The 11,699-nt window shown below is 54.0% G+C and carries 8 protein-coding genes and 2 rRNA genes (1 of these 10 only partly in view); 4 read left to right on the top strand and 6 right to left on the bottom strand.

What is annotated here, in order from left to right:
• The 4 genes from RHH27_RS08780 to RHH27_RS08765 form a co-directional block, all read left to right on the top strand.
• Positions 1–1,828: ribosomal RNA gene (locus RHH27_RS08780) — 23S ribosomal RNA — on the top strand; it begins 1,787 nt to the left of the window's first position.
• Positions 1,829–1,957: 129 nt separating this feature from the next.
• Positions 1,958–2,074: ribosomal RNA gene (gene rrf, locus RHH27_RS08775) — 5S ribosomal RNA — on the top strand.
• Between the two features lie 157 nt (positions 2,075–2,231).
• Positions 2,232–3,566, top strand: coding sequence for a S41 family peptidase (locus tag RHH27_RS08770; protein ID WP_302678077.1), 1,335 nt, complete (start codon positions 2,232–2,234; stop codon positions 3,564–3,566).
• Positions 3,566–3,889 (top strand): helix-turn-helix transcriptional regulator, encoded by a 324-nt coding sequence (locus RHH27_RS08765; protein ID WP_302678076.1) that lies wholly within the window; start codon positions 3,566–3,568, stop codon positions 3,887–3,889. The genes RHH27_RS08770 and RHH27_RS08765 overlap by 1 nt, the downstream gene beginning before the upstream one ends.
• On the opposite strand, the gene RHH27_RS08760 is transcribed toward RHH27_RS08765, so the two are convergent.
• From RHH27_RS08760 to mutS, 6 genes are all read right to left on the bottom strand, one after another.
• On the bottom strand, positions 3,886–5,019 hold the full coding sequence (locus RHH27_RS08760) for a cob(I)yrinic acid a,c-diamide adenosyltransferase (protein ID WP_302678075.1): 1,134 nt from the start codon (positions 5,017–5,019) through the stop codon (positions 3,886–3,888). The genes RHH27_RS08765 and RHH27_RS08760 overlap by 4 nt on opposite strands.
• Before the next feature lie 34 nt (positions 5,020–5,053).
• Positions 5,054–5,233 (bottom strand): hypothetical protein, encoded by a 180-nt coding sequence (locus RHH27_RS08755; protein WP_206199829.1) that lies wholly within the window; start codon positions 5,231–5,233, stop codon positions 5,054–5,056.
• A gap of 17 nt (positions 5,234–5,250) precedes the next feature.
• A complete protein-coding gene (locus RHH27_RS08750; protein WP_302676141.1) occupies positions 5,251–5,973 on the bottom strand; it encodes a Stp1/IreP family PP2C-type Ser/Thr phosphatase in 723 nt (240 codons plus the stop codon).
• Between the two features lie 24 nt (positions 5,974–5,997).
• A complete protein-coding gene (locus RHH27_RS08745) occupies positions 5,998–7,707 on the bottom strand; it encodes an AarF/ABC1/UbiB kinase family protein (RefSeq protein ID WP_302676140.1) in 1,710 nt (569 codons plus the stop codon).
• A 68-nt stretch (positions 7,708–7,775) separates the two neighbouring features.
• The gene (locus tag RHH27_RS08740) at positions 7,776–9,002 is read right to left on the bottom strand and encodes an MFS transporter (protein ID WP_302678074.1); all 1,227 of its coding nucleotides are present in this window, start codon (positions 9,000–9,002) and stop codon (positions 7,776–7,778) included.
• Between the two features lie 49 nt (positions 9,003–9,051).
• Positions 9,052–11,676 (bottom strand): DNA mismatch repair protein MutS, encoded by a 2,625-nt coding sequence (gene mutS, locus RHH27_RS08735; protein ID WP_302678073.1) that lies wholly within the window; start codon positions 11,674–11,676, stop codon positions 9,052–9,054.
• Between the last annotated feature and the right edge of the window lie 23 nt (positions 11,677–11,699).

Genomic DNA, 11,699 nt, shown 5'->3' with positions numbered 1-11,699 from the left:
TGTATGGGGGCTGACGCCTGCCCAGTGCCGGAAGGTTAAGGAAGCTGGTCAGCGCAAGCGAAGCTGGCGACCGAAGCCCCGGTGAACGGCGGCCGTAACTATAACGGTCCTAAGGTAGCGAAATTCCTTGTCGGGTAAGTTCCGACCCGCACGAAAGGCGTAACGATCTGGGCGCTGTCTCGGAGAGAGGCTCGGCGAAATAGAAGTGTCTGTGAAGATGCGGACTACCTGCACCCGGACAGAAAGACCCTATGAAGCTTTACTGTAGCCTGGAATTGGGTTCGGGCTTTGCTTGCGCAGGATAGGTGGGAGACGTTGAAGTATCCCTTGCGGGGGATATGGAGTCGCCGGTGAGATACCACTCTGGCAAGGCTAGAATTCTAACCTTCTGCTGTTAGCCAGCGAAGGAACAGTTTCAGGTGGGCAGTTTGACTGGGGCGGTCGCCTCCTAAATGGTAACGGAGGCGCGCAAAGGTTCCCTCAGGCTGGTCGGAAATCAGCCGTAGAGTGCAAAGGCATAAGGGAGCTTGACTGCAAGACCTACAAGTCGAGCAGAGACGAAAGTCGGCCTTAGTGATCCGACGGTTCCGCGTGGAAGGGCCGTCGCTCAACGGATAAAAGTTACTCTAGGGATAACAGGCTGATCTCCCCCAAGAGTTCACATCGACGGGGAGGTTTGGCACCTCGATGTCGGCTCATCGCAACCTGGGGCGGTAGTACGTCCCAAGGGTTGGGCTGTTCGCCCATTAAAGCGGTACGTGAGCTGGGTTCAGAACGTAAATCATTGCGTCACTTCACAGTAATGTGGAGCAGCAAACCGACTAAAATCGGTAGAATCTTGATCAGTGACGAACGGCTGATTAAGACAATACCGAGGGTAAGCAAGAGTCTCGTGACAGACGATTTAACGCTGAGTTACATTGCTGGTTTTTTGGATGGTGATGGTTGCATCAATCTTCAACTAGTGCGACGTAAGGATTACATCCTTGGTTATCAAATTCGTGCTAGCATCACCTTCTTTCAGTCTTCTTCGCATCGTTCCTTCTTGGAGTGGTTAAAGTCTATTTTCCAAGCAGGGTTTGTGAGAGACCGAAAGGATGGCTTAAGCGAGTATGCAATTGTTGATGCGCCATCTGTCTTAGAAGTGCTGCTAACTCTTCGCAGCTACCTTAAACTCAAGAAGCCACAATGTGATTTAGCAATTACTGTTCTACAGGAAGTTGTTCAATCAAGGCGATTAACGCCAGAACAATTCCTAAAACTTGCTCAGCAGGTGGATCAATTTGGTGAGCTGAATGCTTCCAAAAAGCGTTCGATTCGCTCTGATCAAGTAGAACAGTTCTTGAGATCACGACAACTCTTGATCCCGTAGAGACTGAAGCCTAGGCTTGAGTTAGCCATCAAGCGTAAGCTGAGATGCTCTGAGGTTGTCAGAGACATCAAATGTCGGCTCCTGATTCGTTAATGGCGAGAGTCAGGATGAAGATATAGTCCATGCTCGTAGTGATACGAGAACAACATGCGTGAGACAGTTCGGTCCATATCCGGTGCAGGCGTAGGAGCATTGAGAGGAGTCCTCCTTAGTACGAGAGGACCGGGAGGAACGCACCTCTGGTGTACCTGTTATCGTGCCAACGGTAAACGCAGGGTAGCCATGTGCGGAGTGGATAACCGCTGAAAGCATCTAAGTGGGAAGCCCACCTCAAGATGAGTGCTCCCATGGCGTAAGCCAGTAAGGTCACGGGTAGAACACCCGTTAATAGGCTCTCGATGGAAGTCCAGTAATGGATGAAGTCTAGGAGTACTAATAGACCGAGGGCTTGACCTCATCAATCAACAGGTGTCTGATTCAATTAACTATACTGACAATCGCTATTTAGTTGAAAGGTTATTGATCCTGAATTTATCTAGCAACTCTTTAGTCTAGGTTCTCAATTCAAGAAAAATTCATGTTTCGCCTAGTGCCTATGGCGCGGTGGAACCACGCTGATCCATCCCGAACTCAGAGGTGAAACGCCGCAGCGGTGAAGATAGTCGGAGGGTCGCCTCCTGCAAAAATAGCTCGGTGCTAGGCAAAATATTCAAACCACCCCATCTAGGTTGTCTAGGTGGGGTCTTGATTTTTAAGAAATGTTTAAGGGATGATCGGTTTTGGATAGAGGAGTGACATCGATGGGTAGTTCGGTCTATATTGCATCAAATATCGCTCTCCTCAAAAGGTTTTTAGGGTCATGCCTCAATTCATGCGTTTGATGGGTCTTCAGCACTGGGTGCTGGTGGGTTCCTCGGTGGTGGCAGCGGTGCTGGCGGCGGCGTTACCAAGCTATGGACGAATGCAGGATAGCCCCAAGATGTTGGTGGATGAGGTATGGCAAATTGTGCAGCAGGAATATGTGGATGAGTCGTTTAATCAGGTGGATTGGCTGGCGGTACGGCGGCAACTTTTGGCGCAGCGCTATACGTCGCGGGAGCAGGCCTATGCAGCTATTCGGGGAATGTTGCAGCAGTTGAATGACCCCTATACGCGCTTCATGACTCCAGAGGAGTTTACGGCTTTGCGCACGCAAACGTCGGGGGAAGTTTCGGGGATTGGTATTCGCTTGACGGTGGATGAAAAGACACAACAGTTGACCATTTTGGAGCCGCTGGAAAATTCACCTGCAACTAAGGCGGGAATTCGGGCGGGCGATCGCCTGCTGGCCATTGATGGTCACTCTACTCGGCGGATGTCGATTGAGGAGGCATCGCGGCGGATTCGGGGGCGGGTGGGGACTCCCATTGAACTTCAGTTGTTTCGCCCTAATCGCGGTACCTTTCGCCTGACGCTGACACGGGCATTGATTGAACTCCCTGCGGTGCGATCGCTGGTGAAGGAGGAAGGCGGTGCCCGCATTGGCTATATCTATCTGAGTGAATTTACTGCCCATGCAGCGGATCAGTTGCGCGCGGCGATTCGCAAGCTAGAGGCGGAGAAGGTGGAGGGGTTTGTTTTGGATTTGCGGGGGAATCCAGGAGGACTATTGCAGGCAGGCATTGATATTGCCCGCATGTGGTTGAATCAAGGTTTGATTGTGCGTACGGTCGATCGCAGTGGCTACAGTGAGCAGGCACGGGCGAATCAATCGGCATTGACGAATTTGCCCCTCGTGGTTTTGGTGGATCACCGCTCTGCTAGCAGTAGTGAAATTCTCACAGGGGCATTGCAGGATAACGGTCGTGCGATTGTGGTGGGCACGCCAACCTACGGTAAGGCCTTGGTACAATCCATTCATCAATTGAGTGATGGTTCAGGATTGTCGGTGACGGTTGCCCATTACTACACGCCCAATGGCACAGATATTAACCGCACAGGGATTACGCCGAATGTAATGGTGACGCTGCCGCAAGAGGTGAGTACCAATCCCCGTTTGTGGACGACAGCAGCCGATCGCTTGTACCAAGCAGGGGTGGCTCAATTGCGCCAAGTCATTTATCGCAGTCAAGCGCCTAAGCCCGTGAATACGGCGCAAACAGGGGAGCAGGAGCAGTTTCGCCAGCCCCTTGGTGTCCCTTGTCCGGTGCAGTGATGGTTGTTTCAGAGATTGATCAGGAATACCCCGCTGAGATTCAATTGGCCTTTCATGCCCTTGGGGAGCCGTTGCGGTTGAAGGTGATTGAGATTCTGCATCGGGAGGAGCTGTGTGTCTGTGATCTGTGCGATCGCCTGCACCTGACCCCCTCAAAACTCTCGTTTCATCTGCGGGCACTGCGGCAAGCCAATCTCGTGCTGTCGCGTCAAGAAGGGCGGTGGGTCTATTACCGCCTCAATCGTCCCCAATTTGAAGTCCTAATGGCCTATTTGCAGCAGTTTACGGTGGGGGAAACGGTGCTGGCTCGCATCTGTTCTTAAAAATCAATGCCGCGCTTGAGATCAACGCCTTTCTCAGCATAGTGCTTGTGGCAGATCATCTCCGAGTGGACGCTGGCGAGTTCAAAGTAGGCGGGGGGATATTTGCAGCGACCGGTAATAATGATTTCCGTGGTGCGCGGCTTGCGCAGGAGTGTTTGGACAATCGGTTCGACGGGGAGAAGCTCGAGGTCAACGGTGGGGTTGAGTTCATCGAGAATAATGGTCTTGTAAAGGCCAGAGGCAATGGCGGCTCGAGCAATTTCCCAGCCGCGTTCGGCTTCGATGTAGTCAATTTCCTGCTGCTGACCGCGCCAGACAATGGCATCCCGACCACAGCGGTGATGATCCACTAAATGGGGATAGCTCTCTTTGAGGGCAGCGATCGCGGCATCTTCGGTGTAGCCTTGCCCCCCCTTGAGCCACTGGAGAATGAGCACACGGTGGGATTGATCGCGGCTAATTCCTTTGCCGATCGCCTGAAGGGCTTTACCGAGGGCACTGGTGGACTTGCCTTTGCCGTCACCTGTATAGATTTCAATGCCTTCAATGCCCTGTTCTTGAGCCGTAGGATGCACAAGGGGACGCATCTCGGAGTGGAGGTCAGCAATTTGCAGGAGTTGGGCAGGAGCCCCCCGGCCAGTGGCAATAATTTCTAGGTGTTGGGGCTTGTGGCGGAGGGTGTTGACAACTTCATCAACGGGCAAAAGGCCTAAATCTAGGACGGGGTTGAGTTCATCTAAAACAATGACGGAATAGAGACCAGAGGCGATCGCTCCCTTGGCAATATCCCAACCCCGCTGGGCTTCTTGGCGATCAAATTTGGTAATTTCTTCGGCGGTAAAGTATTCTGCGCGCCCCGTCCGCACTTGATCGATTAAATGGGGAAACCCGCGCTGCAGCGCTTCAATGGCGGCATCTTCGGCATAGGCACGGCCGGGTCCTTTGAGAAAGCGCAACAAGAGTACCCGAGTGGGCCAGGCAGAGGCAATACCCAGACCAATGGAGCGCAGAACAACCCCGAGGGCAGCTTGGGATTTGCCCTTACCGGCACCGTCATAGACGTGGAGTTGACCGCTCACCCGTCCGGGGCGAATCTGAGCGGTTTGAATGCCAATACCTGCACGGGTCATAGGGGTGTGAATCAAAGAACCTAGAGGGATTGTATCAAGGGCGGGGTGGGGTTTTGAGAACAACCGCTTCAACCGTTAGATCTGTGGTAGTGGTGGCGGTAATCGCCCAACGCAGGGGCTGACCATGGGCTTGCAGGGTCTGTTCGATGGCCTCATGGAAAGGCGGGGAGAGGGTATGTCGGGGTAGGGTCAGACGGATAAATTCCGTTTGCATAGGTTTTGCTTGATGGGTTAAACACCAATGACAACGACGGTGACATTGTCACGGCCACCGTGGGTTTTAGCTGCATTGACAAGGGCGGTTGCTGCTTTTTCGACATTGGGTTCACTGAGGTAGATACTGATCACCTCGTCGGTGAGTTCTTCAGTTAAGCCGTCACTGCACAGCAGTAGGCGATCGCCCGGCTCTAGATCAATGGGTTGAATATCAATTTGGGTGAGGTCTTCGCGGCCTAGGCACTGGGAGAGGACATGGCGCCACGGATGCTGCCGCGCCTGCTCAATGGTCAAGCTACCCAGTTGTACGGCTTGGGCAATCCAAGTGTGATCGCTGGTAATTTGCTGGAGTTGGTCTTTGCGCCAGCGGTAGATGCGGGAGTCGCCCACATGGGCGCACCAAGCGCGATCGCCCTTTTCATCAACGAGAACCACCACAGCCGTTGTCCCCATATCAGCACGGGCAGTATTTTGGCGTTGCTGCTCAACAATGGCCTGATTGGCAGCGAGAAAGGCTTGGCGGAGTAGGGTCACAGGGTCATGCTGCAGGTCTTCAAGGTGGGTTTCCAAGAATGCCTGAATATGTTCGACAGCTAAACGACTGGCTTCCTCGCCCCCAGCGTGCCCACCCATGCCATCGGCCACAATAAAAAAACGCTGATGCTTTTCGTCAACATAAAAAGCATCCTGATTGCTTTTGCGAATCAGACCACAATCAGTTAAGCCGGCAACGTCCATGACCCCCCTATGTTGGGCTGCTTGTTAAAACATTTTTTCATACTTATCGAGTTTAAGCATTAGTCGCCAATAGAGGATACCAAACCATACCGCTAATGCGGCTGCCACACCCGCCAAGAGGAGATACTGGTTCACGAGTAAAATTGTCGCCACTAAGGAAAAACTGCCAATAAGGACGACATAATTTAGCCCTAAGTTAATGTTACTCAGGCGCCGCAGAATGCGATCGCTCTCACTGGAACGGACGCGCAAGCGCAAATCACCATTTTCCAGTTTATCGAGCACCTCTTCAAGGCGACGGGGCAAGCCAATGGCACTGCTGCCCACTTGAGCCGCTTGACGACTCAGTTCAGAGAAAAGACTGCCATTACTGGGATCGGGGAAGTTTCCGTTGGTCATAAGTTCGGTCGCAAATGGTTGGGCAACTTGCATGAAGTTAAAGTCTTTGTCGAGTCCTTTGCCTACCCCCTCTAGGGTGGAAAACGCCCGCATCACAAAGGTAAAGGTGGCGGGAAACCGGAAGGGTTGGTCATAGGCAATTTCGTAGAGGTCATCGCTAATTTGAGCCACCGATTGGGCTTCAAAGGACTGGTTCATGAAATTGTCGAGGAGATACTGAATCGAGCGACGTACCGGCCCTAGATCGCCTGTGGGAACCAACGCTCCTAGCTCTACAAGGCACTGTACCACCTGTTCGGCATCCCGTTGGGCAATGCTTAAAAATGTTTTCAGCAATTTATCGCGAGTCACAGGTTGAATGCGCCCCATCATGCCAAAGTCGTAGAAAATCAGTTGGCCGTTGGGGCTGACGGCAATGTTGCCTGGATGGGGGTCAGCGTGGAAAAAGCCGTCATTAAGAACTTGATAGAGGTAGGCCTTGGCACCGAGTTCAGCAAGGCGTTTGCGGTCTAGACCCGCCGCTTCAAGGGCTTCGTAGTGGCTAATTTTAATCCCCGGTAGGTACTCAAGGGTGAGCACACGCCGTGAGGTGTAGCGCCAATAGACGCGAGGAACACAGGCCCAGTCGCGATCGCGAAAGTTGCGGCGGAAGGTGTCGGCATTGCGTCCCTCATTGAGGTAGTCAATTTCTTCGTAGAGAATGCGACAACACTCATCGTAGATGCCCATCCAGTCGCGCCCTTGCCCCCATTTGGGGTGGTTTTGAAAGTATTGGGCAATGCCTTTGAGAATCGCTAGATCAATGTCAAACAACTGCCGCAGGCCGGGGCGTTGGACTTTGACCACCACTTCTTCGCCTGAGAGCAGTTGCGCTTTGTGGACTTGACCCAGACTGGCGGCAGCCATGGGGATGGGATCAAAACTGCGAAACAGTTCAGGGATATGGCGGCCAAAGTCTTCGTAGATGATTTTTTCGACTAGCTCGTAACTAAAGGCGGGGACGCGATCTTGGAGCTTGCTCAGTTCTTCGACGTATTCGCTGGGGAAGAGATCGGCACGGGTGGAAAAGAGTTGCCCCAGTTTAATGAAGGTGGGGCCAAGGTCAAGGAAGGTTTCGCGAATCCAAATCGCTTGGGCACGGCGTCGCGCCGCACGCTTAGCATCGGTCATACCGCCCCAGTAGCTCCAAGATTTGGTGAGGAGCCAACGGCCAAAGAGAAATCGCCAGACAAAAAACCAAATATCAAAGAAGCGCCGCGTTTTTGAGTAACGCTCGCGATTCCAACGGTAGGATTTGCCGGTGGGCGTCAAACTGGCCGAAACTGGTGTGGACACACGCTTTTCCCTAGTGGGTGATCTCAACAAATTGTAACGAATCCCTAACGATACCAAAGAATAATAGGCTACAGGGCATAGCGATCGCGCCCCATGCCGAGGGCAAAACGCAGGGAATCGGGCAGGCTTTTGCTACTAGCGGTTAAAAAGAAGGTTAGCCCCAAGAGGCTAAAGACCGCCGCCATGCGAAAGATGAGGCGATAACCCAAAGGATCAATCAGCCCCCCCAGCACTGGCCCTGCCAAGGCCATCCCCAGATCAAAGCCCCCTAAACTGAGGCTGAGAACCCGTCCCCGCTCATCGGTGGTGGAGCGATCGGCCATCAGGGCAGCGACCATGGGAATCAGGACACCGCCGGCAAGACCTTCAAGAATCGCCGCCCAGAGGATATCCAAGGGGGTTTGGGCTTGAGCGAGGAGCACCATTGAGACCACATAGCAGGCAAGGCTGGCGGAGATAAAAATGCCCCTTCCCCAGCGATCGGAGGCAGAACCCGTGGCCACACGACCGATAAAGCTGGCGATCGCCGCCACGGAGTAAAACAGCCCTGCGGAAATGTCGAGCCGCTCAGCCGCAATAAACAGGGGAATAAAGGTGGCGATCGTGCCAAAGGTCAGCCCTACACTCAGCATCACCAAGCTGGGAATCCGCAGCCGTTCTGAAAGCAAGAGCCGCCAAAAGAGGGCTTTCTCTGGGCGAGACCCTCCACAGTCCTGTGGGATATTCACCGCCCGCACGCCTGCGGCAGCCATGAACCCAAGGGCAGCTAAGCTACTGGCAACCATGAAGACCAAGCTATGACTGTAGTTCATTTGCAGCCAACTGCCGAGACTCGGTCCGAGGGCAACCCCAATGGGATGGACAAGGCTGGTGTAGCCAATGATTTCACCGCGATGCTCAGGTGGGGCAATATCCGTCACCAGTGCCATGTAGCCGGTGGTAAAGCCAGCGATGCTCACGCCATGGAGAAGGCGCACCACAACAAGGAGGGGTAGGTTGTGGCTGACGATATAAAACAGGGGAGCGATCGCGGCCACCGCGAGGCCAATCAGCAGTGTAATTTTGCGTCCCCGGCGATCGGCCAGAGGCCCTAACCACGAACGGGAAGCAATCAGCCCCACAGCAAAGGCACCCATGACAAACCCCACCTGATGGGGCGTGCCCCCTTTCTCAGCAATGTAGAGGGGCAAGGTGGGCAACATTGCCGCAATGCTCGACCAAAACAAAAGGCCGGCTACGATGAGCCTCAACAGGGTTTGCCGCAAGGGTGGGGGTAACTTCAGCAGGAGAACCACGGATCCCCCTTGTTAACAAAACGTTACATTTTCTATTCTAGCCAAGGAATTAAAAGGGTAGCTCGCCCTGATCAATTTCGGGGGTAGTTGGTGTGCCATTCATTTGGCTTTTGCGTAGTCCCACGGCAATTTTGCTGTGCTTCTCAATTTGGCGCATCACTTCACGGGCACGTTGAATCACGATAGGGGGCAATCCGGCAAGGCGTCCCGCTTCAATGCCGTAGGAGCGATCGGCACCGCCGGGCTTGACTTGGTGGAGAAAAATAATCTCGTCGGGGAGTTCTTTGACCACGACTTGAAAGTTGGCCACATTGGGCAGTAGCGTTGCCAGTTGATTCAGTTCGTGGTAGTGGGTGGCAAAAATGGTGCGGGATTTGAGGGTGGTGGCTAGGTATTCTGCCACTGACCAAGCGATCGCCAGCCCATCAAAGGTGGCCGTACCGCGCCCAATTTCATCGAGGAGAACCAGGGAGCGATCGCCCGCATGGTTGAGGATATTGGCCGTTTCATTCATCTCCACCATAAAGGTAGATTGACCCGTGGCGAGATCGTCAACGGCACCCACCCGCGTAAAAATGCGATCGCACACTCCCAAAGTAGCACTGGTGGCGGGCACATAACTGCCCATTTGCGCCAGCAGTTGAATCAAACCCACCTGCCGTAGATAACAACTTTTGCCACTGGCATTGGGGCCTGTCAGCACCATCAAATCAGCGCTTGTACCGAGTTCCGTATCGTTGGGAACGAAAAACCCCGCTGGTAACATCTGCTCGACCACCGGATGGCGCCCGCCGTGAATCTGAAGCTGGCGATCGCGGGTCATGTGCGGTCGGCAATAGCCCTGATACAGCGCCACCTCTGCTAACCCCAAAAGCACATCTACCGCTGCCACCGCTGCCGCAATCTCACGAATCGTTGAGGCCTGAGCGGCCACCTGCTCCCGCAACTGCACAAAATACTGGTACTCCAGTTCAAAAAGATGGCTTTGAGCCGCCAATAGCCGTGCTTCCCGTTCCTTGAGTTCCGCCGTGATAAAGCGTTCCTCATTTGTTAGGGTTTGTTTGCGGATATAGTCATCGGGGACTTGGTTCAGCTTGGCGCGGGAGACACTCAGATAGTAGCCAAAGACTTTGGTATAGCCCACTTTGAGCGTGGTAATGCCTGTGCGTTGCCGTTCTTGGGCTTCTAAATTAAGAATCCACTGCTGATCTTGCTCAATTTGCTGGCGTTGCTGATCTAGTTCGGGGTAGGCACCCGATCGCAGGAGACCCCCTTCGGTGAGACTAATGGGGGGCTGATCCACAAGGGCTGCGCTGAGGGTCTCTGCCAATTGCTCAATCACGGGAGGAAGTTGAGCTAGGGCTTGGAGATAGGGAGATTCAGTGTCGGCGACCACCGCTGCTAAGGACACCAACGTGCGGAAGGAGTCCCGTAGAGCTGCTAGATCCCGTGCATTGGCTGTCCCTGAGCCGGCGCGACCGGCTAAGCGTTCAAGGTCATAGATTTCCTGAAGATGGCGATGCAAGCTTTGGCGCAGGCTACTATTGGCCATTAATTCAGCAATAGCCTCTTGGCGCGCATTAATTTGTTCAATATCCAGCAGTGGTTGCAGGAGCCAGCGGCGTAATAGACGCCCCCCCATGGCGGTTGTGGTGCGATCGATCGCCCACAGGAGCGAGCCTTGGAAGCTGCCATCGCGGACAGTTTGCGTCAGTTCTAGATTGCGGCGGGTTTGCGGGTCGAGAAAGAGATACTGGGCGAGGGAGTAGGTACTGAGGTTTTGCAGGGGCACCGGTTGTTGGCGATGGGTTTCATCCAAGTAGGCCAAGAGGCCACCGGCCGCCCGCATAGCAAGGGGCAGATGCTCACAGCCAAAGCCTTCAAGGGATTTGACCTGAAAACGTTGACACAGGCGTTGGCGTGCTTCCGCTGCCTGAAAATCTTGGGGCGATCGCAGAGTGTAGCACCACTGGGGCGGCAATTCAGGGGGCAATTGATCCTGAGCTTCACCCGGGCGCAAAACGCGATTAATGTCTGGAGCCTGACTAGGCAGGAGAATCTCTGCGGGTTGTAAGCGGTTGAGTTCAGCAATTAACTCGGCGCGATCGCTGCTTTGGGTGGTACAAAACTCCCCCGTCGAAACATCGGCATAGGCCAATCCCCAATGGCTCCCAGAAAGCAGAACAGCAGCTAAAAAATTATTGCGGCGCGGTTGGAGCAGTTCTGTGTCCAACACCGTTCCTGGCGTAAACACTCGGGTCACTTCCCGCTTCACCAGTCCTTGAGCTTGGGCGGGGTCTTCCACTTGATCGCAGATGGCAATGGCGTAGCCCTTTTCAATAAGGGTGCGGCAATAGCGTTCAAGGGCATGGTGGGGAATGCCAGCCATGGCCACCCGGCCAACTTCTTTGCCCCCCTCTTTACCGGTGAGCACCAGTTCCAGCTCGCGGGCAACGGTGCAGGCGTCTTGAAAAAAGGTTTCGTAGAAATCGCCTACGCGGTAGAGCAGCAGCGCTTGGGGATAGGCATCTTTGAGTTCAGCATAGTGCTGCAGCATCGGCGTCAACAGCGATCGCTCCACCTCATCGTGGCGCACCTGTAGACCAGGGTTGCGTCCTAAGCGCAGGGCAGGGGACTCAGTCTCAGAATGGGGCAGCGGGCGATCGTCGGACATAGCAACGTCACAACTTCCTGTGG

Origin of the sequence: Thermosynechococcus sp. PP555 (assembly GCF_031583225.1) — a bacterium.
Classification (GTDB): domain Bacteria; phylum Cyanobacteriota; class Cyanobacteriia; order Thermosynechococcales; family Thermosynechococcaceae; genus Thermosynechococcus.
The sequence above is the reverse complement of the archived record's forward strand: the minus strand, read 5'-3'. Positions and strand labels throughout refer to the sequence as shown.

Coding starts and splice junctions, on each gene's coding strand:
- RHH27_RS08770 (WP_302678077.1), top strand. CDS start 2,232: ATGCCTCAATTCATGCGTTTGATGGGTCTTCAGCACTGGGTGCTGGTG.
- RHH27_RS08765 (WP_302678076.1), top strand. CDS start 3,566: ATGGTTGTTTCAGAGATTGATCAGGAATACCCCGCTGAGATTCAATTG.
- RHH27_RS08760 (WP_302678075.1), bottom strand. CDS start 5,019: ATGACCCGTGCAGGTATTGGCATTCAAACCGCTCAGATTCGCCCCGGA.
- RHH27_RS08755 (WP_206199829.1), bottom strand. CDS start 5,233: ATGCAAACGGAATTTATCCGTCTGACCCTACCCCGACATACCCTCTCC.
- RHH27_RS08750 (WP_302676141.1), bottom strand. CDS start 5,973: ATGGACGTTGCCGGCTTAACTGATTGTGGTCTGATTCGCAAAAGCAAT.
- mutS (WP_302678073.1), bottom strand. CDS start 11,676: ATGTCCGACGATCGCCCGCTGCCCCATTCTGAGACTGAGTCCCCTGCC.